At 40.8% G+C, this 24,655-nt stretch carries 21 protein-coding genes and 2 pseudogenes; 8 read left to right on the forward strand and 15 right to left on the reverse strand.

Going from position 1 to position 24,655, the window contains the following annotated elements; all coding sequences use genetic code 11:
• Positions 1 to 218: 218 nt before the first annotated feature.
• The gene (locus JWG45_RS06070) at positions 219 to 1,883 is read right to left on the reverse strand and encodes a SulP family inorganic anion transporter (RefSeq protein WP_205278863.1); all 1,665 of its coding nucleotides are present in this window, start codon (positions 1,881 to 1,883) and stop codon (positions 219 to 221) included.
• Positions 1,884 to 1,942: 59 nt separating this feature from the next.
• The gene (locus JWG45_RS06075) at positions 1,943 to 2,305 is read right to left on the reverse strand and encodes a hypothetical protein (protein ID WP_205278864.1); all 363 of its coding nucleotides are present in this window, start codon (positions 2,303 to 2,305) and stop codon (positions 1,943 to 1,945) included.
• A 338-nt stretch (positions 2,306 to 2,643) separates the two neighbouring features.
• Between JWG45_RS06075 and JWG45_RS06080 the strand changes: the two are divergent.
• Positions 2,644 to 3,805 (forward strand): annotated as a pseudogene (locus tag JWG45_RS06080) (FecR family protein).
• 125 nt (positions 3,806 to 3,930) lie between these two features.
• Positions 3,931 to 5,094 (forward strand): formate-dependent phosphoribosylglycinamide formyltransferase, encoded by a 1,164-nt coding sequence (gene purT, locus JWG45_RS06085; RefSeq protein WP_205278865.1) that lies wholly within the window; start codon positions 3,931 to 3,933, stop codon positions 5,092 to 5,094.
• Here the strand turns inward: purT and JWG45_RS06090 are convergent.
• Positions 5,091 to 7,514 carry a 1-acyl-sn-glycerol-3-phosphate acyltransferase gene (locus JWG45_RS06090; protein WP_205278866.1) on the reverse strand — a complete coding sequence of 808 codons (2,424 nt, stop codon included), beginning with the start codon at positions 7,512 to 7,514 and terminating at the stop codon, positions 5,091 to 5,093. The two genes, purT and JWG45_RS06090, sit on opposite strands and share 4 nt — an antisense overlap.
• A gap of 188 nt (positions 7,515 to 7,702) precedes the next feature.
• On the opposite strand from JWG45_RS06090, the pseudogene JWG45_RS06095 reads away from it, so the two are divergent.
• Positions 7,703 to 8,404, forward strand: a pseudogene (locus JWG45_RS06095) (LIC13411 family adhesin); the annotation flags it as partial.
• Here the strand turns inward: JWG45_RS06095 and JWG45_RS06100 are convergent.
• A complete protein-coding gene (locus tag JWG45_RS06100; RefSeq protein ID WP_205278868.1) occupies positions 8,401 to 8,772 on the reverse strand; it encodes an LIC13410 family lipoprotein in 372 nt (123 codons plus the stop codon). The pseudogene JWG45_RS06095 and the gene JWG45_RS06100 overlap by 4 nt on opposite strands.
• A gap of 128 nt (positions 8,773 to 8,900) precedes the next feature.
• Between JWG45_RS06100 and JWG45_RS06105 the strand changes: the two genes are divergently transcribed.
• The gene (locus JWG45_RS06105) at positions 8,901 to 9,875 is read left to right on the forward strand and encodes an NAD-dependent epimerase/dehydratase family protein (protein WP_205278869.1); all 975 of its coding nucleotides are present in this window, start codon (positions 8,901 to 8,903) and stop codon (positions 9,873 to 9,875) included.
• On the opposite strand, the gene JWG45_RS06110 is transcribed toward JWG45_RS06105, so the two are convergent.
• Complete coding sequence (locus tag JWG45_RS06110; RefSeq protein WP_205278870.1) at positions 9,872 to 10,315, reverse strand: MarR family winged helix-turn-helix transcriptional regulator; 444 nt, start codon at positions 10,313 to 10,315, stop codon at positions 9,872 to 9,874. The genes JWG45_RS06105 and JWG45_RS06110 overlap by 4 nt on opposite strands.
• A 40-nt stretch (positions 10,316 to 10,355) precedes the next feature.
• Positions 10,356 to 10,841, reverse strand: a complete 486-nt coding sequence (locus JWG45_RS06115) for a glutathione peroxidase (protein ID WP_205278871.1) — start codon at positions 10,839 to 10,841, stop codon at positions 10,356 to 10,358.
• A gap of 146 nt (positions 10,842 to 10,987) precedes the next feature.
• Between JWG45_RS06115 and JWG45_RS06120 the strand changes: the two genes are divergently transcribed.
• Both JWG45_RS06120 and JWG45_RS06125 read left to right on the forward strand, forming a co-directional pair.
• The gene (locus JWG45_RS06120) at positions 10,988 to 11,743 is read left to right on the forward strand and encodes a type 1 glutamine amidotransferase domain-containing protein (protein WP_408611606.1); all 756 of its coding nucleotides are present in this window, start codon (positions 10,988 to 10,990) and stop codon (positions 11,741 to 11,743) included.
• Positions 11,744 to 11,790: 47 nt separating this feature from the next.
• A complete protein-coding gene (locus JWG45_RS06125) occupies positions 11,791 to 13,587 on the forward strand; it encodes a monovalent cation:proton antiporter-2 (CPA2) family protein (RefSeq protein ID WP_205278873.1) in 1,797 nt (598 codons plus the stop codon).
• Between the two features lie 495 nt (positions 13,588 to 14,082).
• Here JWG45_RS06125 and JWG45_RS06130 read toward each other — a convergent pair whose 3' ends face one another.
• Genes JWG45_RS06130 through JWG45_RS06155 form a run of 6 tightly spaced genes read right to left on the reverse strand, consistent with a single transcriptional unit; the run spans position 14,083 to position 19,461 of the window.
• The gene (locus tag JWG45_RS06130) at positions 14,083 to 14,880 is read right to left on the reverse strand and encodes an LA_1326/LA_4305 family lipoprotein (RefSeq protein WP_205278874.1); all 798 of its coding nucleotides are present in this window, start codon (positions 14,878 to 14,880) and stop codon (positions 14,083 to 14,085) included.
• Positions 14,881 to 14,930: 50 nt separating this feature from the next.
• A complete protein-coding gene (gene csrA, locus JWG45_RS06135) occupies positions 14,931 to 15,185 on the reverse strand; it encodes a carbon storage regulator CsrA (protein WP_205278875.1) in 255 nt (84 codons plus the stop codon).
• The gene (fliW, locus tag JWG45_RS06140; protein ID WP_205278876.1) at positions 15,186 to 15,638 is read right to left on the reverse strand and encodes a flagellar assembly protein FliW; all 453 of its coding nucleotides are present in this window, start codon (positions 15,636 to 15,638) and stop codon (positions 15,186 to 15,188) included.
• Between the two features lie 48 nt (positions 15,639 to 15,686).
• A complete protein-coding gene (locus JWG45_RS06145; RefSeq protein WP_205278971.1) occupies positions 15,687 to 16,952 on the reverse strand; it encodes a flagellar hook-associated protein 3 in 1,266 nt (421 codons plus the stop codon).
• Positions 16,953 to 16,991: 39 nt separating this feature from the next.
• Positions 16,992 to 18,902 (reverse strand): flagellar hook-associated protein FlgK, encoded by a 1,911-nt coding sequence (flgK, locus tag JWG45_RS06150; protein ID WP_205278877.1) that lies wholly within the window; start codon positions 18,900 to 18,902, stop codon positions 16,992 to 16,994.
• 31 nt (positions 18,903 to 18,933) lie between these two features.
• A complete protein-coding gene (locus JWG45_RS06155; protein WP_205278878.1) occupies positions 18,934 to 19,461 on the reverse strand; it encodes a flagellar protein FlgN in 528 nt (175 codons plus the stop codon).
• A 708-nt stretch (positions 19,462 to 20,169) separates the two neighbouring features.
• On the opposite strand from JWG45_RS06155, the gene JWG45_RS06160 reads away from it, so the two are divergent.
• Positions 20,170 to 21,237 carry a M23 family metallopeptidase gene (locus JWG45_RS06160; RefSeq protein WP_205278879.1) on the forward strand — a complete coding sequence of 356 codons (1,068 nt, stop codon included), beginning with the start codon at positions 20,170 to 20,172 and terminating at the stop codon, positions 21,235 to 21,237.
• A 33-nt stretch (positions 21,238 to 21,270) separates the two neighbouring features.
• Here JWG45_RS06160 and JWG45_RS06165 read toward each other — a convergent pair whose 3' ends face one another.
• Positions 21,271 to 22,383: a hypothetical protein gene (locus JWG45_RS06165; RefSeq protein WP_205278880.1), complete on the reverse strand. Its 1,113-nt coding sequence runs from the start codon at positions 22,381 to 22,383 to the stop codon at positions 21,271 to 21,273.
• Between JWG45_RS06165 and JWG45_RS06170 the strand changes: the two genes are divergently transcribed.
• Complete coding sequence (locus JWG45_RS06170) at positions 22,382 to 22,978, forward strand: hypothetical protein (RefSeq protein WP_205278881.1); 597 nt, start codon at positions 22,382 to 22,384, stop codon at positions 22,976 to 22,978. The genes JWG45_RS06165 and JWG45_RS06170 overlap by 2 nt on opposite strands.
• A gap of 1 nt (position 22,979) precedes the next feature.
• On the opposite strand, the gene JWG45_RS06175 is transcribed toward JWG45_RS06170, so the two are convergent.
• Together JWG45_RS06175 and rocD are read right to left on the reverse strand one after the other, a co-directional pair.
• Positions 22,980 to 23,309: a hypothetical protein gene (locus JWG45_RS06175; protein ID WP_205278882.1), complete on the reverse strand. Its 330-nt coding sequence runs from the start codon at positions 23,307 to 23,309 to the stop codon at positions 22,980 to 22,982.
• Positions 23,310 to 23,334: 25 nt separating this feature from the next.
• Positions 23,335 to 24,576, reverse strand: coding sequence for an ornithine--oxo-acid transaminase (rocD, locus tag JWG45_RS06180; protein ID WP_205278883.1), 1,242 nt, complete (start codon positions 24,574 to 24,576; stop codon positions 23,335 to 23,337).
• Positions 24,577 to 24,655 lie beyond the last annotated feature (79 nt).

The following is a 24,655-nucleotide window of genomic DNA, read 5'->3' on the forward strand; positions in this document are numbered from 1 at the left end:
TAAAGTCGAAAAGTATCTTTCTCATACATTTACCCTAATTGATTCAGTTAAACTTTAGAAAAAGCGTCTTATGAAAGAAGAATCGATACGCTTGAACTGTTGAACTAGTTTGAAACGGTCAAGACGCAATCTTTCACGAAAGATTTCTAAATTCTTTTCGTCAAAAATTTCGATCCTTCTCTCCGCTACGCTCGTAGTCGGCGAAAGATTTTATACTTTTACCAGGTTACGTTCTTTCTTCCGGAAGAAGGATGATTTGAAAGGGGTTTCAATTTTTCCAAACCTACAAGTTCAAATTTGCCGCCTTCTTCTTCATACTTTTCAGAGAACGTCAGTAAATTCTCCATAACGGAATGATCGACTAACAGGACTCCCGACAAATCAATTTGTACACTTTTGTTTTTCGGAATAGAATACAATACTTTTCTAATGGATATAAAATTCAGGAATATCGCTAAACCGTAAAATTCGATTCTAATCTTTTGATTGGTTTCATGTAATTCCGATCTGATCCTAAAAAAGTCATTTAGAGTAATCCCTTTCGGAAGAATGATATTCAAGATATGAATCGCAAATTTTGCGAGGACACCGGCAAAGATACCGACCAAAAGGTCGTCCGCGATCGTGAAATAAATCGTGATAAAAAAGAGGAATACTTGGTCCATTCCGACTTTCCAAGTTTTTTTCAGCTCGGGAATCGCAAGTCGATATCCCGTCACCATAAGAATGGCCGCGAGTGCGGCGAGCGGAATCATTCTGACGATATCAGGCAAGGCAAGAATGAAAATGAGAAGAAAGGCTCCGTGAAAAAAATTGGACCATCTAGTTTTTGCGCCGTTGTTGATGTTTGCGGAACTTCTCACAACTTCGGCGATGATCGGTAATCCCCCGATCCAACCAAGAATGAAGTTACCTACACCCTTTGAAAAAAGGTCTTTGTTTAAATCGGAATTCCTTCGATAAGGATCCAATTTATCGATCGCGGCTACCGTTAGTTGTGATTCTAAACTCGCTACGAGAAAGATCGCCATGACCTGAGAAAAGAATTCTACCGTGTTGACCCTGCTAAAATCCGGAAATGTAAACCCGTCCAAAAAGCTCGCCGGAATGGAAACTAAACTTTTCGGTCCTACGGTAAATTCGTTTCCCATAAACGAATACGCGTGTTCAACGTTGAACTGAAAGAAAACTCCCATCGCAATACCAAGCGTTGCTACCACCAACGGACCCGGCACTTTTTTCAATTTCGGATTCGGTAAAAAAGGAATACTTACCAAAAGAACAATGCTGATAAACCCGATGATCGCGATTTCCGGATTCAGATGTATCAAACCGATCGGAAGTTCGTTGATCAATCCGATGATCGTTTTTGTCGCGGGAACATAACCGACTGCGACAAAGAATTGTTTGAGGAAAATGATTACACCGATCGCCGCCAACATCCCGTGTATCACCGCAGAAGGAAAGATCGTAGCCAATATTCCGGCTTTTAAAAAACTAAAGAAGATCTGCAAAGCTCCCGCGATTACTGTGGCGGCTAACGTATATTTAAAACCTGCCGCGATATCGCCGTGACCCAAGGTTTCAATCGACCCAAGAACGATCACGATCAAACCGGCCGCAGGGCCGTTGATTGTAACATAAGAACCGCCTAAGATCGATACAACCAATCCGCCCACGATGCCGGATAAGATCCCGGCCATCGGAGGAGCTCCGGAAGCGATTGCAATTCCGATACAAAGCGGAAGCGCGATTAAGAAGATGATAAAACCGGATACAATGTCCGATTTCCAATTTTCCAGAAGTCCCGGAAAAAAATCCTTTGGAGTGACGAGTTTTGTTTCCACGGAACGGGATGAATTTTTATTTGATGATGATTCCATACACTTATCCTAAATTTCAGAGTAATCAAGGTATTACCTGAAAATCTAGGGTAAGATTCTCAGGTAGCGAAGTAATACGGAGGAGGAATATTCAACTTCTCGATTCTAAGAATATTCGATACCGAAAAAGCGCCGGAATCGCACAGAAATAATTCTCTGGTCTTGACGATCAGTATATTTATAGAGTTCGAAAGCGTAAGCGCGGAAAAAACAAGAAAGAAAACAAAGACGATCTCTAAGGATTGAATTTCGGATTCTGAAATCGATTCCGAAGATTCCACACCTGGGTTTTTATCCAAGTATCCTGGGTTTTGAACCACACTTACTGAGAAAATAATTAAAGAAAGAAGAGTAATGGAGAAAACAATAGACAACGCTACTTTTCTAGATAAAAACATAGAATGTCTAAACCAGTCGTTCATCCGTAAGGTAATCTTCGAGCAAAACCAATTTCGTGTCAACTGAAATCAATAGACTCTCAAAACCTTCGATGTCGCAAAAATTATGGAGTGAAACCGCTCTGTGGAATTTTTTAAAAACATACGATTTGTGTGAAACTCAAAAGAACCGCAAATTTTTTAAACATCTTTCCTCCAAAACCCTGGACATGATAGGGAATTGCTGGATTCAAAATATCTGAAACTCTTGTCGAATTCTCTGAGAATTCTGGAATATTCACAATGATTATGGAAAAATGAAAATCGTATATGTTAGAATCATCATAAGAAGCTAAATTCTTAAGCTCCTCAGGACAATCTCAATGCCAAATAAAAATTTAAAATTGATTCTTTTAACTTCGTTCTTCCTGTTTTCATTTGTAACTTGCAGATTCATTTCTTCCCTTTTTCTAAAAGACGATCCGACTCCATCGGGAATGATCGTAGTATTTCAAAAAGGCGAAGTCGAGATTGAACGTAGCGGTAAAAAAAATCCGGTCGGCTCCTGGGATGATTCTTCGGGAGAATGATGAGATCAAAACCTCTTCCGGTTCCATAGATATTCAAACCGGTAAAGGGGACATAGTAAGAATCAAATCCTTCAGTCAAATTACTCTGAAGGAAATTTCTAAAAAAGGAAAGCCGCATACCAATCTTTATGTCCAAGCGGGCGAACTTCTGATTAAAACGAATAAACTCAAATCAGAAGATTCCTTTTTACTTAGCACTCCAACGGCGGTCGCGGGAGTTCGAGGAACTACCTTTTCTTTCGAACTTACGGACGGAAAACCGCCTAAGGTAAAAGTTTACGAAGGCGCTGTCGCAATTACATTCAAAATTTATAAAGAGATTCTCGAAAACGTCAAAGCCCTTGATAAGGAACTTTACGGCGAGTTCGTTCAATTTCTCGAAAAAAACGAAGTCGTTTTAGAAAATGGGGAAGAATCTTACGTTAAGCCTAATTTGGATGAAATGATTCAACTCGTTTTAACAAGAATAGAACAAGACCAAAGTATTGCAAAAAAGTTCGATCAGTTAAAAAGATTGGTAAACCCTGAATTTCAAAAGGAAGAATTCATCGCTACCCCTCAAGAAAATGCCGAGATAGAAAAGATGGTTTCGGTCGACCAAGGTATTTTAGACAAGGCCTTGAATGAAAATCCGGATGCTTCTTCGGATCATTTTATTTCTTCTGTTTCGAACGAAGTCGCTGAAAATCATGAATCTAAACTGGATCAAGCTCTCGAACAAATCGAGGCGAACGCAGTGGCGAGCGATCTTAAGGACGAAGCCAAAATCAAAGAATACTACAACATTCTCGAAGCAGTCGTCAAAACGGATGGAACAAAACTTTCAGGGGCCATAGTCACTCAGATCGGAGATAGATTGATTCTTCATACTCCTTCTAATGTGATTCGTTTGAAAAAGAACGATGTCGATTTTGTGGATTATCAATCGTTTCAAATTAAGACAAAGAAAAAATAAGGATTCGAAAAGTTTGCTTCGAATCCGATCGTTTCAAACCTATTTTTCTATTCTTACGAAATTCCTTTTTTCTCCGATTTTCTTTTTGATCTTTCGGAGAATTTTCTCATTCTGCCGGAAGGACTATGAAAAAGAAAATTCTTCTCCTCGGTTCCGGGGAACTCGGTAAGGAATTTGTGATCGCGGCTCAAAGATTGGGTCAACACGTCGTCGCCGTGGATTCTTATGACAACGCTCCCGCAATGCAAGTCGCTCACGAAAAAGAAATCATAAACATGCTCGATGGCGATCTTTTGGATCGAATTGTCGCCAAACACAAACCGGATCTGATCGTTCCCGAAATCGAGGCGATTCGAACCGAACGTTTTTACGAGTACGAAAAACAAGGTTATCAGGTAGTTCCCTCGGCAAAGGCCGCGAACTTTACGATGAATCGAAAATCGATCCGAGACTTGGCCGCGAAAGAATTAAAAATTCTCACCGCAAAGTATCTCTACGCATCCTCCGAAGAGGAGCTTCGCAAAGCCGTGAAAGAATTAGGGCTTCCCTGTGTAATCAAACCTCTCATGTCTTCTTCTGGAAAAGGACAATCCGTCATTAAATCCGAAGGAGATATCGGCAAGGCTTGGGAAGCGTCTCAAACAAAAGGTCGTGCGGGCGCCGCAGAGGTTATCGTCGAAGAGTTCATACGTTTTGAATCGGAGATTACCCTATTGACTGTAACCCAAAAAAGCGGCAAGACTCTTTTCTGCCCACCGATCGGGCATCGCCAGGAAAGAGGAGATTATCAGGAAAGTTGGCAGCCTACGGAAATCTCCGATTCACAACTCAAAGAGGCTCAGAGAATGGCGGACTTGGTAACGAGGGAATTAACCGGAGCCGGGATTTGGGGTGTCGAATTTTTTCTTACAAAGGATCAGGTCTATTTTTCCGAACTTTCTCCGAGACCTCACGATACGGGAATGGTCACGTTAGCCGGAACACAAAACTTCAACGAATTCGAACTTCATCTTCGAGCGGTTCTCGGTATTCCGATCATGGAAATCACTCTGGAAAGAAAAGGCGCAAGCGCCGTGATTCTCTCTATCTCCGACGGAAAAGTTCCATCGGTAAGCGGTTTGGATATTGCATCCGGAATGTCGGAATCGGATTTTAGAATATTCGGAAAACCGATTACTAGACCGTATCGAAGAATGGGAGTAACACTCGCTTATTCGAATAAGGGAGAAGAAATCAGCTCGCTTCGGAAACGAGCTGCACTTTTAGCTTCTAAGATCAAGATCGATTAGGAAATCTCATCGGTGCACATATTTCCATAGTATTGGACCAAGGACGGATCCAATACTTTTACAATTCCATTCTCGACGGAAATCATCTTTCTTTGTTTTAAAACTTTTAGACCTTTCTGTAAAATTTCTTCGGGGTCATGAGTAAGATAATTTTGTTTTTCAGTTAAGACGGTTTCTTTGATCAGAGTTTTCAATTCGCTTAAACCGATCTCGGTTTCGGCTTCAACCAACATTCTCGCGACCAATTGGTTTGGTAGAATTCTACGATACTTTTTCCATCCTTGTGTGATCTCGAAACCGATCGATCCGGTCGGATCCTCTTCGTGTATATATCTCGAAACGGGAATCGGCTCGCAAAGATCCATGTAGACTTCGGTTCTTTTATAAAAGAAATCCCGAAATCCCGGCTTCTTATCCTTTCCGGCAAACTCTTCATCCTCAGGGACGTTTTCGTACGAAAGCGCAATCGGAACTACAATCACCTCGGAGCCCGTGTGTTTATATGCTTCCACTGAGGTCGATAAAATTCCCGTTTTGATCGGTATGATTCCACCGGTACGAGAACGAGTTCCTTCCGGATATACGAGAGTCGGAATGCCGGCCTCCAACATCATTGTCGAATACTGAGTCAAACATTCCAAATATAGAATATTCCGATTTCTTTTTCGATCCACCATATATGCGCCCAAGGATTTGAGAACGCTCGCAAGACCCGGAGTTGCCATAACCTTTTTATCGGCCGCGTAGCGCGGCACCGGAAGGCCCAGCCACTTTAAGCCGAAGGCAACCTCGACAGAATCCAAATGAGATCGATGAGTAGGTGTATACAGAATATCGTATCTCGAAGCAAGAGCTTTTACTTCTTTTACACATCCTCCAATCTTAGGTAAACCGGCGCCAGGTTTAAAACCGCTAAGAACATAACGAGTCGGCGCAATTAAATGAATCAGGGTATCCCTCAGAAACGGTTTGTAATCGTCGGCAATTTCGGAAACATAAAAATCTAATATTCGCGAAAGATCGCGACTTCCTTTTTCTTGAAAGTTCGTCTCGATCTCCTTCCAGAGCTGAATCTCTTTCGGAATCTGCAACAGATCGGTGATGTCGTTCGTTTCTTCAGCTTCCTTGAAACGTTTTTCCAAGGATTTTACGATCAGTGAAGACTGTTTGATAATTCTGTCCGTCATGCCCGGTTGACCGTTGATATGACGAAGGACGTTTTTTCCAAGAGCTTGTTGAAATTTTTTTCCCGAAGCCATTCCTAAACCAGAACGTTTTGTTGCGGTTTTCGAAATATGCTTTTCCTCGTCGGATGTGGATTTTGAAACAAAACGGATCAACTCGGTCGGTGAAACCCTTCTTGTGAGAATTTGGAACAACGTATTGTAGAGTGGAATATCGACATTCTTCTCTTCCGCCAAAGCGATGATCGACGCTAGGGCAAAGGCGCCTTCCACATGACTCTCACTTTGACTTACTTCTTTCTGAATGAACTCGGCGGGATTAAAAAATAACTCTATCCTTTCGATCAGATTAGGTTGATCCTCTCCGGATATCAACTTTCGAACAAAACGGTGTCCGTAAGCTTTGTTTCTGCTGTATCGGGAAGTACAAGAAGCGATCAAATCGGCAAGACCGTATTCTTGAACCGGCTTGATAGGAATTTCCAATGCCCCTAGGAGGGTTGTGATTTCCGAATAACCAAGACTGATCAACTCCCCTTCAAAATTACTGCCGCATTCGGGAATCCCGGACGCGATACCGCAAGCAATGGCGATCGGATTTTTCATCACTCCGAAAATCTCCAGGCCAACTAGATCTTCGTAACTTTTTGTATGATTCCTTGCGCCGTTAAAAAGAGTATCAAAGATTTCGATGGACTTAGGTCCCGAAGTGGAAAGGCAGTAAAAACTATGATGCCCTCGTTTCAACTCTCCAAGCAGATTCGGACCGTTTACGGCCGTATATTCCATATCCAGAAAACCAGAGTTCGATGAAAGTTTCTGAATATATTCGGAATAAGTAATACAATTACTCTTGCGTCTTGTTGAAGCGGACAAAATTCCTTTCGTAAACGTAAAGATCGAATGTGAGCAGTCTTTATCAAGCGACTTTACGAGTTCCTCTAAAATCCCTTCCATGAGACGCGAAGGAACGGCGATGATGATAATCCAAGAACCGCTTTTCAAAAAATCAAATTCATTCGTGACTTGAACGTTATCCGGAAGAGTGATCGAGTCCTCCAACAAAGAGGTGATTCTTTCCCTTTCGATTTTTTCAGCTCGCTTACGATCATCATACCAGAGGAACATTTTCTCGGTCTTAGAAGAAAGCGAAGTGGAAAGAAAGACACCCATCGGGCCTCCTCCCAAGACGGCGATATTTTTTAAAATTGGTTCGGATGGTTTTATTTCTTCCATTCTAATTGCTATTGAGAGCTTAAGAATTTCAGGAACAATCAGAAAACGTCCGGTTTTGTTTTCTTTTTCTGGGTTGCCTAAGTAGTAAAAGAAAAGAGAGTGGGTTTGTGATTTTAAACGAATCCAAAAAACAACGCAGAGAATTCTTATATTTTTTCTTTGTCTTACTAATATCTTTGCTCGCGAGCAATTGTTCCACCTATCTTCAGAATCGAAAGAATGATTTCAAAGATATCTTTACGGCCGGAGTTGAAAATCCGGGTTATGGCGCCGGGGTAAGAATCGGACCCTTGGCCGCAGGCTTTGTATTCCAAGGCGGAGAATCTTCTCCTGGAAGAAGAGATTTAGGAAAAGGTTACGGTCTAAGGGGTGGGCATATAGGAGCTTACCGATCACAACAGCTTATCTTCGGAATTTTGGGAAGTGATACTTTTTTTCCTTTGAATGTGGAAACACAAACAGCAGAAACCGGCGAAGAAGAAATAACTCCGGAGATGCAGGAGGAACTTAAGAATCTGGAAAACGCAAAAATCCCGGGCGACAAGGTTCCTGAATTTTTAAACGAACGATACAATATCAAAAGCCAAAAACTTCGTTACCTTTCCTTTTATCATATTCCGGTTGCGGAACGAAGAAAAAGAAAGAAAGAAGAATTTTACAGAAGATTTATCGAAGAACAAGACTTTGATCGAAACGACCCTTCGATTCAAAACGCATTGCAAGCCCTCAACAAAAAGAAAGATGGTTATCCAAAAAGTTTTCTTTTCCAGTTAGAAGTTTATTTGGGAATTTATTACGGGGTAAGAATCGGGTTCAACCCCGCCGAGCTCGTAGATTTTTTAGTAGGACTCGCGGGATTGGATTTGTTAGAAGACGATATTGCCGACTAAAGTTTGTATTCCATCTTTTTGATGACGCCTTTTTTATCGATCGTCAACTTGATGAATTTCGTATCTTCCGTGATACTCGCCGGTTTTTCGGCCAATGTTTTATAAGAATTCTTTTGATAATCCGTAGAAACAAGATACCATTCTAAAACAGCCCCGTCTTGTGTGTTCAATTCCACGGATGGAGTTCCCAATACGGCCTCCGCTTTCAGACGTTTGTCTCCTTCTTTTATCATACCTACTTCAAAGGTTCGAATATCCGAATTTGGTTGGAATTCCTGCTTTGGAGGTTGTTTTTTATCCTCCGATTTACAGAACGAAAGAACGGAGATACAGGTTAAAATCATGATCGCTGAAAATATTTGTTTCATCGTAATCTTCTCTAAGGTTGAATTTTGAACTGCAATGCTTATCTTTATTTAAGCTCTGTCGAGATTAAAAATCGGAATAAATTTTAAAAAATTCTTCTTTAACACCGCTTATGGATCACGATGGTTCCATGAAAGAAAGGGAAGATACAATTCGAACGATTCTTCTAACCGGCGGAAGCGGCTCCTTGGGTTTGGCCCTTTTACCAAAATTATTGAAAAAATACAGAGTCGTTTGTATCGGCCGAAATTTATCCTCATTTCCGGACTCAATTCGTTTTGATCCCGACTTCGTATTTTACGAATTCGACCTCGAAGGTTCCAAAGAACTCGATCTAAACGAAGAACCTGACTTTATAGTTCACCTTGCCGGAAAAGTCAGCGGAGAAGGATCGACGTACGAAGACTATAAAAGAGGGAACGGTGCGGCGACAGAAAAAATTCTGAACTTTGCCTCTAAACATAAGAAGACCGGCATTCTTTTTTCCAGTTCCACCTCCGTATACGGATTTTCAGAGAAACCCGTCGCTGAAACTTCCGCCTTAAAAGGAAAAACGTTCTATGCTCTTAGCAAAATCGAATGTGAAGCTCTCTTACAAAAATCAAAAAATAAAATCGTTATACTGAGAATCGCATCTGTTTACGGCCCGACGAACAAAAGTTTTTTGAATAAGCTCCTCCGGATTTTTAAATACGGTTTTTTACTTAGTTCGGGAAATTCTAAATTCAAAAAATCGATGGTCTATTCTTCGGATGTTATCGATACAATTCTTATCGTTTTGGAAAAGTGGAAAAAAGCTTCCGGAAAAATTTACAACGTAGCATATCCCAAACCCTTTTCGTTTAAGGATTTTGAAAATTTAATCCGTGACGTATTTCCCGGAAAAATCTACGTTCGAATTCGAATGAAAGGAATTGTATTATTATTTTTTAATATTCTTAACGGAATTTATTCGAAACTCACCAAACGGAAGATAAGCGTAGAATACATTCAAGATACCACTATCGTGGATTCTTCCAGAATACAAAAAGAATTAGGGTTGGAATTTAAGATTTCTTTGGAAGAGGGAATTCGCGAGATCGTACGAAACAAATCGATAGTTTAAGAATCCGTTCTCTCAGAAAGAATTTTTAGCATTTGATCGAGAACGTTCTTTAAATCGGTCAGACTCTTTCTATCTATGTCTACGTTTTCGAGAAGTTTGTCAGGAACACAAACCGCCCTCTCTCTGAGTTTTTTTCCCTTCGAAGAAAGGAAAATTTGCACCGAACGTTCGTCTTCGGATGACCTTTTTCTAAGAACCAACTCGGATTCTTCCAAACGTTTGAGCAGAGGAGTTAAAGTACCGGAATCCAAATAAAGTTTCTTCCCGATCTCTTTTACATTGCACCCATCCTCTTTCCAGAGAACCAAAAGAACCAAATACTGAGGATAGGTAATTCCAAGTTCTTCCAAAATCGGTCGATACAAGGAGGTTACGGCTCTTGAACAAGCGTACAAAGGAAAGCAGATTTGGTTTTCTAAAAAGAGTTCTTTAGCGAGCATAAAACGGACCCGTCTCGGTTTTTCAAGGCGGGTATCATCCTTATTTTTTTAAAAGGTCTTGAATTTCTTTTTCGATCTTTTCGGGGGTAGTGATCGGCGCATAACGTTTGATAACCTTTCCGTTTTTGTCGACTAAGAATTTCGTAAAATTCCACTTGATTGCATTTCCGAAAAATCCGGAAGCTTCGTTTCTAAGAAAACGAAAAACGGGATGTGCGTTGTCTCCGTTTACGTCGATCTTTCTGAAAATGGGAAATTCAACTCCGTAATTTCTTTGACAAAAACTCTTGATAGCCTCGTCCGAGCCGGGCTCCTGATGTTTGAATTGATCGCAGGGAAAACCTAAAACTTCCAATCCTTCCGAGTTGTATTTCTTATAAAGTTCTTGAAGTGCCGCATACTGAGGAGTAAACGCACATTCACTGGCAGTGTTTACGATTAGGAGGACTTTTCCTTTATAATCTTCTAATTTCTGTTCTTTGCCGCTGTTTAAAGTTGCGGTTAAGTCATACAATGTTTGGCTCATTTCAATCTCCATTTAGATTGTGCACAATATAATTTTATAAAATATATTTTTTGAGATTCCGTCAAGAGAATTTTATATTTTTTGAAGATACAAATCCGAAAAACTCTTAGGGTTGATTTTTTATAGATCCGGTTAGAATGATTCCTATGAGTTCTAAGCACAAAATTCTCATCCCACTTCCATCGGAAGATTTCGACCCTTCCGAAGCTGCAATTCCCTGGAAGATGCTTACGGAGAATCGTTTCGAAGTGGTTTTTGCAACGCCGCATGGAAAGCCTGCTCATGCTGATTTTAGAATGCTAACTGGAAAGGGGCTCGGAATTTGGAAACCCATTCTGATTGCTCATAAAAATGCAAGAGTGGCTTATCAGCAAATGTCTGAAGACTCGCACTTTTTACATCCGTTGACTTACGAAGACCTGAGACCCGAAGATTTTTCAGGCGTTATTCTTCCCGGTGGACACGCACCGGGTATGAAGGAATATTTAGAATCGAAAACGCTTCAAAATTTTGTGGGGGCCTTTTTTGCCACTGGCAAACCGCTCGGAGCGATTTGTCACGGTGTCGTACTAGCGGCGAGAAGTAAACTTCCGGGAACGGATCTTTCGATTCTTTTTGGAAAAAACACGACTGCACTTTTGAAATCGCAGGAAATGGCCGCCTGGAATCTCACAAAATTATGGTTAGGTGATTATTATAGAACCTACTCTCAATCCGTAGAAGACGAAGTGAAAGAAAATTTAAAAGATCCAAAGGATTTTCAGTTCGGACCGAAACCTATCTTTAGAGATAACCTGAAAAATATCAAAAGAGGTCATTCCATCACGGACGGAAACTACGTTTCATCACGATGGCCGGGGGATGCACACTCTTTCGTAAACTCGTTTATGAAGTTATTTTAATGTTTTCGATTCGTCCCGTTCATAGTCAAAAAAATTCAGGATAAAGAATGCAAGACCATAGTTTATTGATAACGCTCATCGTATTTCTTTCGGCGGCAGTCATATCGGTCCCCTTATTTAAAAAAATAGGATTGGGTTCAGTCGTCGGTTATCTCATAGGAGGAACCATCATAGGGCCTTGGGGGATCGGCTTAATCACGGATGTCGAGAGTATTCTTCATCTTTCGGAATTCGGCGTAATCTTACTTTTATTTTTAATCGGTTTGGAATTAAAGCCGCAAAGACTTTGGGTGTTGAGAAGACCCGTTTTCGGTTTAGGCGGACTCCAAGTCATTCTTACTTCGTTGATCTTTTTTGGAATCCTATATCTGTTCGGTTTGACCGTGGCGCAGTCGATCGTTATAAGTATTAGCATTTCCTTATCCTCAACTGCATTCGCTCTACAGGTTTTAGGAGAGAAAAACGAATTAAACACTGCTCACGGAAGAAGTGCATTTGCGATTCTTCTTTTCCAAGACTTAGCCGTAATCCCGGTAATGGCGATTCTTCCTTTTTTGGGAGAATCTACGGGAGAAGCCGGAACCCAAAACAGCCATATATCGATTCTCATCGCAATTGGAACGATCCTCGGTGTTATCCTCTCCGGGAGATTTTTAGCGAGACCGCTGTTTAGACTCGTTGCCTCTTCTGGAAATCACGAGATCTTTACGGCCCTTTCTTTGTTAATCGTAGTAGGTCTTTCTCTACTGATGGATCAAGTCGGACTTTCTATGGCTCTCGGTTCCTTTTTAGGAGGGGTCATTCTTGCCGATTCGGAATACAGACATGAGTTAGAATCCAATCTTGAGCCGTTCAAAGGTTTACTTTTGGGTCTTTTCTTTTTAGCAGTCGGAATGTCGATTAATTTGGGAGAGGTTTTGAAGGATCCGATTCTTGTGATTCTTTTTGCGTTAGGACTTATGACGGTGAAAGCTTTAGTTCTATATTTTTTAGGAAGAGTCAGCAAACAATCCGAAGATACTTCGCTCAACCTCGCTGTTACGATCTCGCAGGGAGGAGAATTCGCCTTTGTCATTTTAGGGGTCGGCGTCTCCTTGTCGATTTTACCGAGAGAAAGGGCGGATCTTGTCATCGCGGTAGTCACTTTGTCAATGGGGCTGACACCGATTTTAGGAATCGCCAAAGACAAGGTCGTAGATTTGTTTTTTAAAAAATCCGATGTACTGGAGGAAGACGATATTGAAGAACAAAATCGTGTAATTATCGCGGGTTTCGGAAGGTTCGGGCAGATCATTGCGAGGATGTTATTCGTTCATAGAATCGGATTCACCGCTTTGGAACACAATCCGGATCAAGTCAACGTAGCAAGAAGATTCGGTTATAAGATTTACTACGGCGACGCGAGCAAGCTCAGCCTTCTTCGTTCTGCGGGAGCTGAACAAGCAAATCTTTTTATATTAGCAGTTCAAGATATAGAAGTTTCAGTTAAAGTCGCTGAAATGGTAAAAAAACATTTTCCGAACCTCACAATCATCGCTCGTGCTCGGAACAGAGAACACGTTTTTAAATTGCTGGAATTGGGCGTAAAGATCATCAGACGCGATACCTTCGCCTCCGCGCTCGAATTGGCCGGCGAAACGTTGAAAAACCTGGGTTTTATGGATTCCGAAGTGGAGCAAAAGGTAAAAAAATTCCGAGCTCACGACGAATTAACTCTCAAGGGCCAATACCAAGTTCGACACAATGAAAAAGAGTTTATCCAATTTTCCAAAAACTCGATCCGACAATTAGAGGCCGCTTTCGAAGCGGATCGACTCGAAAAAGAAGGGAAAACCGGGAGTTAGTCCTTACGTCCGTTTCTCCGCAGAAAAACGGACGATTTGATAAAAAAAGAGTCAAATCGAACACAAGTTACTCAATAAATTATTCTCCGTTTAACTTTTAATACTTTCTTTCCCCAAAAATATAAACCTGAGCCGATTTTTCTTTGTCTTTTAGATCCAGTTTGTCGGATATGTTCAATTAGGAAACTTTTCCGCTTCCGGCTTCCCATAGAGTTTGAGGCGGAAAAATCCAATTCTCTTCACTATTCTCTCCGGAGTGGCTCTTCATCGAGCCGCTCCGATTTTTTGAATAACGAGCCCCTTGTTTCTTTGTTCCGTTTTTTCATTTGAGAATTTATAAAAAACTTCGATCTTGATTTTTTAAAATCGGTTCTACTTTTCTTTGAGTTAAAATCCAAAACAAACAACGGACGAAACCAATTCAAGCCGAGGGTCATTTTCGAAATTTAATTTGGCTCGAATTATAACTTGAGCCATTCATCGTTTCGGAGGATTTCAGATCGATTTTAAAATTTCTTCCCGTTTTTTTCTATATTCTTCTTCCGATATCAACTTTTTATCGAAGAGGCCTTTGAGCTCGATCAGTCTTTTTTCTGAGTCGCTTATGTTTATTTTTTTTACTGGGTTCGAGGATTCGGAGGCTGCATCCGATTGAATTTGGAAATGAGCGAGAATGTGAAATTTTTTATATTCACCTTTGGCTTCATCTTTGAAATACTTGAGTTTGCCAATTGCTGAATCCGGAATAAAAACTTCCAGAGAAGGTTTGAGGTTCGATTCCGAGATCGAAAAGTTCGACCAATCTTGAAACGTATAAGGAGTTTGAAAGTCTATAAACTGATTCAATTCGAAAAAAATAAAGTGAATCGCCTCCGAAGTAGGATACAATAGAAAAGCCGTTCTTCGAATTCTTCGTCCCGGATTGATAGAATCTTCTTTTTTTAAGATCCAAAGCTGATAAATCTGTTCGGGCGACTGTTCAAGCTTTTCGAAAGAACGATTTGCAATTTCTTTACTTAGCTCTTTCGAAAAGATACGCAAGGCGGTATCGTTCACCAAGGAATCGTTTCTGTTCCCCAGTTGAAACAGGGATTCTTCCAAAACTTTTATAAAAGTGAGGGAATCTACGTTTGTCGGGTATACTGCATTTGTATCGATCCAGAAAGGAAGTTCCGAACTTTTTGTAAAGGAGTAGAATGCTATGGAATCCGAGGAATAATTGAGTTCTTTTCGAATTCCCGAAAAGCAGGAGAAAAAACAAAGACCTATTAAGATTGCAGTAAATCGATTCATATACGATCTCGAAGAGAGTTTCTTCTAAAATTAGAATCGATCAAGAAGAATTATTCTTTTTTATCCGAGTCTTTCTTTTTAAGAATATTTCCTATCTTTCCGAGATCTTCCGGTTTGATTTTTGTACCTGCGGCTTTTTTGTTTTCTTCTTGGATATCCTTGTAAACTTCCGCTCTGTGTACGGAAACATTCCGCGGAGCCTTAACGCCAATCTTTACCTGATCTCCTTTTATATCGACGATGACAATTTCTATATCATCGCCGATCATTATCGACTCGTTGGTTCGCCTTGCCAGAACCAGCACTTAACCCATCTCCACTGCTGCGGTTTCGAGAATTTTCTCTCGGACCGAATGAGACTCGTTTCTTGAAATAAACTGTTTACCGATCAGATTCACTTTGTTAATGAGAATCGGACCCTGCATGTTCGCGGTCATCGACGCAGGATCGTCTCCTGGAATCGTAACGATAACTAGGGTGAGACCTTCCTTGATCTCTTCGATTCCGATCAATTGTAGTTCTTGTTCCGGAATCAACGGTTTGTATTCTTTCTTAAAAAGCGACGGCGGAATCACGACGAAGGCTAAGTCCACTTCTTCCGTCGATTGTAACCATTTGAAAACAGATTCCTCTTCTTCTTCAATCAAAGCAAAGTTTTTGTAGTCTTCAAACCCAAGAAGACCTTCCGGAAAAGAAAGAATTTGTTTTTCCGATATTTGTATCTTTCCAAACGGTTTTGTTTGAATCTCGATTCCCATTTTAAATTCTTACCCCAGAGCTTTCCTTTCAGAATAATCTATCTTTTTTTATCTTAGAAAATCCATCAATGTCGGTTTAATGATTTTAGACCCGACGTTGAGCGCATATTGGTGAACCGTCTCCAACCACTTCATGTTCATTATGGTCTCCGGAAAATCCACTCCTTCGTTTTTGGCAAGAAGTTCGGTCATGTAAGATTTATCAAAGTCAACCCTTTGCGCGTGTTCTTCCATTCGATTCATCCTTGCTCCGACGACAGCACGATAGCGGAGAATATTTTCCATAGCAAGATCCAAGTCTTGGAGGTCGCGTCCAGAAATTCTTTCCTGATCCTTTTGGATCAGGTCATTTCGAAACTGAATCATCACATCAAAAACAGAAAGTCCGGTTACCGTTGCCGACTTAGAGTAATTGTTCGGCGGTTCGGAAGTCGCAGAATCCACAAGTCCGATATCTCTAAGAATCGTTCCACCTTCGGTGTCTTCCATCCAGATCTGATGCGGAGCCGTTGAACTCAAACTGATATTGTCCTGCGCGAGTTTGTTTGCTTTTACTTCCAGCGGAGAATTGTTGATCTTATCGATGATATCATCAATCGTATCTCCTGCGGAGACGTGAATCTCAACTCCGTCGATCTTAAATTTCTGATCCGAGGTCGCGATGTATCCGGAGTTATCAACTTTACTCGTGATACTCATGTTTGTTCCCCAGAAAACTTTGTTTCCGGGAATCGTTACGGGAATGTATTCTCCCTTTTCAATTTCGCGAAGTTGTTCACCGATATCGCCTCGATATTCCACTCCGATAAATTGATTTTTGAGTTCTATCCCTTGAAGACCTTTGATCTTAGATTCGATCGGTTCAAAAGGTGGTCTTTCAATAACGTGTCCGCCGAACAAAGGCCTGCCGGTCGCATCTCTTGTATTTGCAATATCGACGAGTGCTCTCAAAATTTCATCGATCTCTTTTCCAATCGCAATCTCAAGTTCAAATCCTTTATCACCCTGGTAGATACCGTTCGAAGCTTGAACCGCAAGAACTCTGGCTCTCTGGAAGAGAGATCCGATCCGATCCAATTCTCCGTCGATTTGTTGCAGACGAGAATTTCCGTCGTCGATATTTCTTTGAAACGTATCCAGTTCATTCAATCTGGAACGAAAGAACATTTGATTGGTTGCACGCCCAGGCTCGTCGGAAGGAAGACGAATCCTTTGTCCCGTTGCTAGTTGGTTTTGTGTTTCATCCATTTGTAGCTGGTGTCTGTTTAAATTCTTAACCAAGCTGTTGTTCTGCATCATATTCGTTATGCGCATCATAAAATATACTCCTTACTCACCGATTTTCCCGTGAGCTTACACACCGAGGCGATTGATGATGGTATCTAGAATTTCATTCATAGTGTTGATCATCTTTGCCGAAGCGTTGTAAGAATGCTGAAACTGCACCATGTTGGCCATCTCTTCGTCGAGATTGACCCCCATAACGGATTGTCTCATGTTTTCCAATTCGGACATGAGATCGTTTTGAATACCGAATTCTTGCTTTGCTTCTCTTGCTTCCGTACCTAATTTAGAAATGAGAGTGTTGTAGAAATCATCCGTAGTTTTTGAATAATCCACCATAACCGGATTGTTTCTCAAAGCGGATGCGACCATCAAAGCGTTGCGTCCGTCCTTATGCCCTCCGGGAGAATTATAATCGCCCGTTCCTCCTACATCCTTTCCTCGAGCCGCCGCAATGTTCGCCACGTTATTTGCGATTGAATCAGAGATTCTAAAATGAGAAGAAGGATGAAAGTGCGGAGTCAGAGTAATGTCTTCCGGACGAGATTGAAGCTTATTGATTTCTCCGAGACGTTTGTAATCGTACGCTCCGGACGGACCGGAAGCCATCAAGATACCCGTCATTCCGACTAAAAGATCTCCTGAATCTTCGATATGTCTTAGGATGAAATTTTTATTCGGATGATCGTCAGCAACGGTAGCCTTCAGAGCCAATTGGTTGTCATGGTTCATATAGGCCACAACACCTGAACGTGACGCGTTGATTTTTTTGATGATCCCGTTCAACGTATCATTGGAAGAATAAGGAATCAATACAGGAGCTTCTTTCGCGTCTGATTGATTGAAGCTGATCGTTCCGTTAATACCGACCGGACGATCCGGATCGATCGTATTTCTACCCGATACGCGAAAGATAGCCGTGACATCGTTTTGTCCGTCCCCGTTGGAATCATATTCACCAAACGTGTTGATAGAAAGGGATCGGATATTGAAGAAGGCTTGGTTCGTGTTTCCATTGATTCCAAAACCGTCTTTGTGGATTTCGTTCACCGCATCCATAACGTTGATGGAAAGAGAATCCACTTGATCGATTTTTTCACGAATGATCTTATCGCGAACTTCGATCAAACCTTGAAGTCTCCCTTTTCTTAAAAGAACAGGATCGCCAGTCGAAGACCAATAGAGGTCGAGAAGTCCGTCTTTCGAAGGGTTTCCAAGAATATCGATCTTATTTGCTTTATTTCCTTGTACAAGGATCTGCTGACCGATGAATACCATCAGTTCGTCTTCGTCAGAACGTCCGATCGTAACGTCTACGAGCGAGGAAAGTTCCTGGAGGAGCGCGTCTCTTTTATCATAGAGGTCGTTCGGTCTATCGCCTAACGCTTCCGATTTACCGATTCTATCATTTAACGTACGAATGTTTTCCGCGATCGTATTCATGTGATAGGCTTTGGTTTCGATTTCCCGGTTTGCCTGATCTTTTAATTGCGCGAGCTTACGATAAACGTCTTCGGTTCGGCTGCCGAGTCCGTTTGCTCTTTCTAAAACCACGGAACGATGCGCGTTGTCTTCCGGATAATTTGCAAGATCTTCCCAAGAAGACCAAAACTTATCCATCAGAGTTCGAAGCGTGGTTCCGTTCGGTTCGTTAAAGACGGTTTCTAATTGATAAAGATATTCGTTCCGAGCGGCCCAGTAGTCTTTGTTTCCGGATGTTTCGATAATTCGATCGTCCACAAAGTTGTCTCTGATTCTTTCAATCGAGGCGATTTCCACACCTTGACCGATTTGTCCGGGAAGATTGGAACGATTGAGAGAAGGATCGTACAAAGGATCCGTCGCAGTCATCGTGACTCTTTGTCTCGCATACTGCTTGTTATCCGCATTGGAAATGTTATGACCAGTTGTCTGAAGCGCCTGTTGGTGAGCGGTTAAACCTCTCTTTCCGATTTCAAGTCCTGAAAATGTGGATCCCATGGCATCCTCCTATTAAGAAAATATCTATCGACTACGCCGAAGCGTTCAGCATAAGAGCAGGTCTCTTAGCTTGTTTCCGTTCCGGATTTTTTCCGGAACCGTATGTGCTTAAACCCGAATCGGAAGCTTTTTCTTTTACTGCTTCGATCGTACGGGTAAGAATTTCCTGACGAGTGATGATTAATTTTTCATTGGATTTGATTTTTTCTTTCAAACGATGAAGGATTGCTTTCAGAGAAGATCCGAATTCTTTTAAACGGAAATTGGATTCTCTATCCAGTTGATTTAAAAAATCGGACAAGGTCGGAGCTCCGTTTTCCGGAAGAGCAAAATTCTTTGAACGATAGACTTCTTCGATAGATTTCATTCGAACTCTCTCGATTTCGGAGGCCATCACCAAAAGCTCATAAGTTTTTTTTGTAATCGTTTCGAGCGACTTTCCATCCGCCTGAACCACTGCGGAAGACTTTTGGATTTCCAAGTCCAGGACATTTGAGTAGAGATTGATCTCTTCCTGAAAAAGTTTCGTAAGTTGCTCCAACCATTCCTCTTGTTTCATCTGTTTTATCCGATCCCTGCTATGAAGAATCGGTAAAAACAGAAATTTGCTTAGGCAATTTTCAAAGAAAAAGAGGATTCTAACCGAACGAATCCGAATAGGACATAATAAAAAAGAGTGAAAAAAGAATCCATAAAGGGAAGAAGATACGGTGAAGAGAAAGTATTGATCCGAATATAAGCAAATGGATTAGGAGAACAGGATTTTTCGACATCGATTCGTCACTCTCTGAATATCTACTCACGCGAAACAATTTTCGGGAACCGCTGGATTTCGCTTAGCAAAACGGTGAATAAACAAAGTTCTCACCGGATGACTTCGACTCCACTGGAATGTTTAGTTTCCTGTTCGATCTTTACGATCCGTGTTTCATTGGGCCGCGTCTTTCTTGCATTCAAACAGGAAGGGTAAAAAGGTCTCCACTCCGGCTAAAATTTTTCAAGGAAGAGAAAAGTCGTTTATGAAAATTATTTGGGAAAATAGAATATAACAAAGGATTGTCTGCAATATACTGGCTTCAGCAGGATATTCCGAAAATTTACAATCCGCCTATTTACGAATCTTTGCAAACGAAGAAATCCTATAAAAAAAAAGTCTGATTTAGAAAGAAAGAGTTGTTATTGATTTGTATATAACTCGTTTCCATAATTTATTTCCAATAAACGGATTTGACCTTATACCTTATTTTTGAAATTTTAACGGTATCCGATGCAAAAGTTTCTTAGAATTCTTATTTTCACCCTGCCCTTTATTTGTCTTTTTCAGAACGGTTTGGTATTTTCGAAGGACAAACCTTCTTCCAAGGATAAAGAAACCAAAGTGGCTTCCACGACTCTCGCGAATTCAAAGAAAGAATCCGACTCAACCGCAAAGGTAAGGAAGGAAACTAAAAACGAACTTCGCGACTTTGAGATTGTTAGTAAGAAGGAACCTCTTTTTTTCTTTTCCATTCAAGGCAGGCGCTTTGCACAAGGAGAACTTCTACTCCTAAAACTCGTTCCTGAAAAAACCGTACTTTCCAAATTGGATAGAATCAAAATTTTATGGGAGAAAAGGGAAGTTCCTCATACGAAAAAGGACTCGGTCTTTTATGCTTGGATCCCAATTTCACCGGAATTTGATAAGAAAAGTGGAATATTAGAAATTCAAGATAAGAATCTTTTTCGAAAAAACGACTTCAAAGAATACGAGATTCCAGTGCAAAAGACTAACTTTTCGGAAACTAAGGTTTCTTCCCTTACGATGGATAAAAAGTACACTTCAGAAGTGCTGCCTCAAGAGACCCTTGATTTTATCGCGGATTGCTCGAAGTCTAAAGCGGAAGCTTTTCAAACGAAAACCGATCTTCAGATAGAATCGGATTTCGTTTTCCCCGTACAGGAAGTTCATTTTACAAGTCCATTCTACAAACGAAGAGTTTATAACAAAACCAAGGGAAAGGCACACGGAGGAGTGGATTTTAAAGGAGGAATCGGCACCCCGATTTACGCGATCAACGACGGAACGGTTATTTTATCCAGACCTATGTATTACGAAGGTAACTTCACAATCATCGACCACGGTCTAGAAGTTTATTCTCTCTATATGCACCAATCCGAGCTGAATGTTAAAGTGGGTGATAAAGTAAAAAGAGGAGATCCTATTGGGAAGATCGGATCGACTGGAATGTCAACGGGACCACATTTACATTTGGGAATGCGCGTGAGAGGTACCTTGGTTGACCCTCGTTCCGTCTTAGGTTTGAAACTCTTTGAAAAAAAAGAAGTTTCCAATTAAATTCGAATTCTATCAAAAGAAAAATAATCAATCCTAAGGTTTTTGGGATCCTTCTCTTTTTACACTCTGAAGAATTTTCTCCACGGATTCTTCATGTTGTCTTCCTTTGACAAGGCTTTCGGAGATATGAAACAGCAGAGAATCTGGTAACTTATCCCCTGAAGAGATAAAAAATCCTGTCTTTGCATATCTTGGCCTTAGATTGTCGTAATAAGTCCAAAAAACTCCATCCATCCTTTTTTCGAAGTTTTCTTCGCCTAACTCGTGCACTTCGATCATATCACCTTGATTGATGGCGAGGTCTAAAAACTTCTGAAACTCCGGTCTGATTTTATCTATTTCCAAAAACGGTTCCGGAAAGTAAAAAATTCGAATGGAAGGATATCGGTTCGGGTCCGTTTCGCTTGAAGAAATAATTCCAGCGATTTGACCCGTTCCGGTTTGATCTTTTAGAGTTAAATTTTTGGGGTTGTGAAAGTAAAAATCTTCAGGTAAAGTGATTTGAACTTGAATGTCCGAATTTTTTACGAGCCTTGATTCCGCATCATATTCCCAATTTGTAAGTTCCTTTTCTTCCCAATTCGGTTTAAAAAGAATATAAGATGTTAGAATTTCAGCCTTTTGTAAAGTTTTGAAACTCAGTAAACCTCCGGTTAATACCAAAAGTCCCAGGAGAAAAATTCTATAAAAAACGGTGCTTTCTAAAAAACGTAAAGTTAGACCCACCGCGGAATAGAGTGCTATGAAGAAAATTCCGGAACGATTGGAATAAAAGTCGGTGACTAATAACAGAAGAATACACGATACAAAAACGCCGGCCTCTACGATCGGGTTGAGAACGATCCGAGTAGTATCGATCGCTTTTGCGGAATCGGGTCCGATTTGATACTGTTTGACGGATTCTTCTTTTAATAATTTTCCAAAGGCAAACGAGATTAAAAAGAAAAATGCAGATGCGACTCCATAGGCCCCAAGAACGAGAATAAAGATAAAGAATACGGGAAGATGACTTTCATGTAAGATGAGAAACGAAATTCCGACGAGAGAATAGATCAGGAAGAGCTTTCGCAAAAAGGAAAGTTCTTGCAGTTTCAAACGAAAAGTTTGGAGTTTCTTCCAGCCAGGAATTTTTTGGAGTAATTTCATGAGTCAGATTACCGGATTTTTTTCAGATCTGAAAACGAGTTTTGACAGCCTATCTCAGTCTATCCAATCATTTCTAGAAACGGTTGAAGTAATTACATCGTTTTTGAAGATTCTTTTCTCCATCGTTCCTTTAGATCTTTTCTTGGTTTTGATATTTTCACTGGTCTTGGTCTTTTTGTTCAATACCATTTCCCCCAGCACGAGCCGATCAAACTACACTTTGGCAGTTCTAATCGTTTCCGTACTTCGAACTTTTTTCCATCATTCGATTTCTCAAACATGGAACGTAGTTCCCGTTCTTTTAACAGCATTTTATCTTTTGTTCCCGGCTTACTTTTTCTTCTTCCTTCGTTTCGGATTCGCCTTTTGGAAAAAATTAATTCGAAAAAATAATATGATCCGACCTAAAGATCTTGAAAGCGCTCTCAACAATATTCAGAAGTCGTTTCAGAATCTTATGGCGAAAGGTTATTCCAAACTTTACATTTCGGATTCTAAAACGATTTCCGATCCGAATTCTTTGAAAGAGCCGCTGGAAGATTTGGAAAGAGCACTTCAGGGTTTAAAAAATATTCTCAATGATAAAAAGGAATAAATCAATCGACCGGTTTAAATAGATCTTTAACCGCATCCTTTGCTTTGGATTGATTGAAATCTTCGCGATCGATGAGAACCACATCCAAACCTTCTTTTTCCAATCGATTCAATATTTTAACAATCTCGGCGGCGGATTTAGAATTTGTCGCCAAATACCGAAATTGAGCCCCACATTCCGGGCAAGTTTTATCCTTAGTATAGTTCAAACCAAGATGTTTACAATTGGTGCAGGTTCCGTACAAATCATCGATCAACATCAGTTGAGAAGAAACTTCAGAAACGCTTAACTTTTTCCAAACCCGAATGTACTTTTTATCGTCGGCTTGCATTTGTTTCCTTTGGATAAGTTAAATTTTACTTCGAGTCAAGACAAAACTTTACGGCATTTTCAATAATATCACAGGCTATATTCATTTCTTCCGATTGGATGACCAGAGGTGGAGCAAAACGAACCGTATGATCGTGTGTAGTTTTTGCAAGTAGTCCGAGCTCCATTGCCTTCTTACATACGTCCTTGGCAATGGATTTTCCATCCGTTTCTCGAAACTCAATCGCGTTTAGTAAACCTTTCCCACGAATTTCCTTCAGATCATCATATTTAGATTTCAGAATATTCATTCGGCTTCGAAAGACTTCTCCCATAGCGAGCGAGTTTTCGATCATCTTTTCTTCTATCAAAACTTCGACGGCCCGTTTCGCAACTGCGCTCGCGAGCGGGTTCCCTCCATAGGTAGAACCGTGTTCACCCGGCTTTAATGTAAGCATGATTTCGTCATTGGACAGAACGGCGGAAACAGGCAAAATTCCGCCGGAAAGCGCTTTACCAAGTACTACGATGTCCGGTCTTACGGATTCGTAATCTCCAGCAAGAAGTTTCCCGGTTCTTCCTAATCCGGTTTGTACTTCATCGAAAATGAGAAGGACACCCGCTTCTTCACAAAGTTTTTTACAAGAAGCAAGATAACCTTCGTCTGGAACGATCACGCCGGCTTCTCCTTGAATCGGTTCCACCATAAATCCCGCAACGTTCGGATCTTGGAGAGAATTCTTAAGCGCTTGCAAATCGTTAAAGGGAATAATTTCAAACCCGGGGACGTAAGGACCGAACTCTCTTCTACTTAAAGGATCGGTCGAAGCGGAGATCGCGCCGATACTTCTTCCCCAGAAATTACCGGATGCAAAAATAATCTTAGCATGATTTTCAGGAATTCCTTTAACTTGATAACCCCACTTTCTACAAAGTTTAACCGCGGTTTCCGCCGCTTCAACACCCGTATTCATAGGAAGAATTCTTTGATAGTTTAAAAGTTTCGTCATGTATTCTTCGTATTCTCCGAGTTTGGAGTTATAGAAGGCTCTTGAAGTAAGAGTGAGTTTTTGCGACTGTTCGATCAGAGCCTGAATTAGCTTCGGATGACAATGCCCTTGGTTCACGGCGGAATAAGCGGAAAGAAAATCAAAATATTTCTTCCCTTCAACGTCGAAAAGATATATTCTCTCCCCTCGATCCAAGACGACAGGAAGAGGTTCGTAATTGTAAGCTCCGAATTTCTTTTCTAATTCAATGTAGTAAGACGAATTTTGAACGAGCGACATACTTTCCTATTGAAGAATCTGATTCGCTTCACACAAGGAAATTTTATTCTTTTACCTTGACTTTTCCTTTTTGAGAATC

It is taken from the genome of Leptospira ainlahdjerensis, from assembly GCF_016919175.1.
Taxonomy (GTDB): domain Bacteria; phylum Spirochaetota; class Leptospiria; order Leptospirales; family Leptospiraceae; genus Leptospira; species Leptospira ainlahdjerensis.

What these genes read in the sequence shown, in the direction of transcription:
- JWG45_RS06105 (WP_205278869.1), top strand. Translation starts at nt 8,901, where the DNA reads ATGAAAGAAAGGGAAGATACAATTCGAACGATTCTTCTAACCGGCGGA.
- JWG45_RS06110 (WP_205278870.1), bottom strand. Translation starts at nt 10,315, where the DNA reads ATGCTCGCTAAAGAACTCTTTTTAGAAAACCAAATCTGCTTTCCTTTG.
- JWG45_RS06100 (WP_205278868.1), bottom strand. Translation starts at nt 8,772, where the DNA reads ATGAAACAAATATTTTCAGCGATCATGATTTTAACCTGTATCTCCGTT.
- JWG45_RS06160 (WP_205278879.1), top strand. Translation starts at nt 20,170, where the DNA reads ATGCAAAAGTTTCTTAGAATTCTTATTTTCACCCTGCCCTTTATTTGT.
- flgK (WP_205278877.1), bottom strand. Translation starts at nt 18,902, where the DNA reads ATGGGATCCACATTTTCAGGACTTGAAATCGGAAAGAGAGGTTTAACC.
- JWG45_RS06120 (WP_408611606.1), top strand. Translation starts at nt 10,988, where the DNA reads ATGAGTTCTAAGCACAAAATTCTCATCCCACTTCCATCGGAAGATTTC.
- JWG45_RS06125 (WP_205278873.1), top strand. Translation starts at nt 11,791, where the DNA reads ATGCAAGACCATAGTTTATTGATAACGCTCATCGTATTTCTTTCGGCG.
- JWG45_RS06155 (WP_205278878.1), bottom strand. Translation starts at nt 19,461, where the DNA reads ATGAAACAAGAGGAATGGTTGGAGCAACTTACGAAACTTTTTCAGGAA.
- rocD (WP_205278883.1), bottom strand. Translation starts at nt 24,576, where the DNA reads ATGTCGCTCGTTCAAAATTCGTCTTACTACATTGAATTAGAAAAGAAA.
- purT (WP_205278865.1), top strand. Translation starts at nt 3,931, where the DNA reads ATGAAAAAGAAAATTCTTCTCCTCGGTTCCGGGGAACTCGGTAAGGAA.
- JWG45_RS06145 (WP_205278971.1), bottom strand. Translation starts at nt 16,952, where the DNA reads ATGCGCATAACGAATATGATGCAGAACAACAGCTTGGTTAAGAATTTA.
- JWG45_RS06170 (WP_205278881.1), top strand. Translation starts at nt 22,382, where the DNA reads ATGAGTCAGATTACCGGATTTTTTTCAGATCTGAAAACGAGTTTTGAC.
- fliW (WP_205278876.1), bottom strand. Translation starts at nt 15,638, where the DNA reads ATGGGAATCGAGATTCAAACAAAACCGTTTGGAAAGATACAAATATCG.
- JWG45_RS06115 (WP_205278871.1), bottom strand. Translation starts at nt 10,841, where the DNA reads ATGAGCCAAACATTGTATGACTTAACCGCAACTTTAAACAGCGGCAAA.
- JWG45_RS06075 (WP_205278864.1), bottom strand. Translation starts at nt 2,305, where the DNA reads ATGAACGACTGGTTTAGACATTCTATGTTTTTATCTAGAAAAGTAGCG.
- JWG45_RS06130 (WP_205278874.1), bottom strand. Translation starts at nt 14,880, where the DNA reads ATGAATCGATTTACTGCAATCTTAATAGGTCTTTGTTTTTTCTCCTGC.
- JWG45_RS06165 (WP_205278880.1), bottom strand. Translation starts at nt 22,383, where the DNA reads ATGAAATTACTCCAAAAAATTCCTGGCTGGAAGAAACTCCAAACTTTT.
- JWG45_RS06090 (WP_205278866.1), bottom strand. Translation starts at nt 7,514, where the DNA reads ATGGAAGAAATAAAACCATCCGAACCAATTTTAAAAAATATCGCCGTC.
- JWG45_RS06070 (WP_205278863.1), bottom strand. Translation starts at nt 1,883, where the DNA reads ATGGAATCATCATCAAATAAAAATTCATCCCGTTCCGTGGAAACAAAA.
- JWG45_RS06175 (WP_205278882.1), bottom strand. Translation starts at nt 23,309, where the DNA reads ATGCAAGCCGACGATAAAAAGTACATTCGGGTTTGGAAAAAGTTAAGC.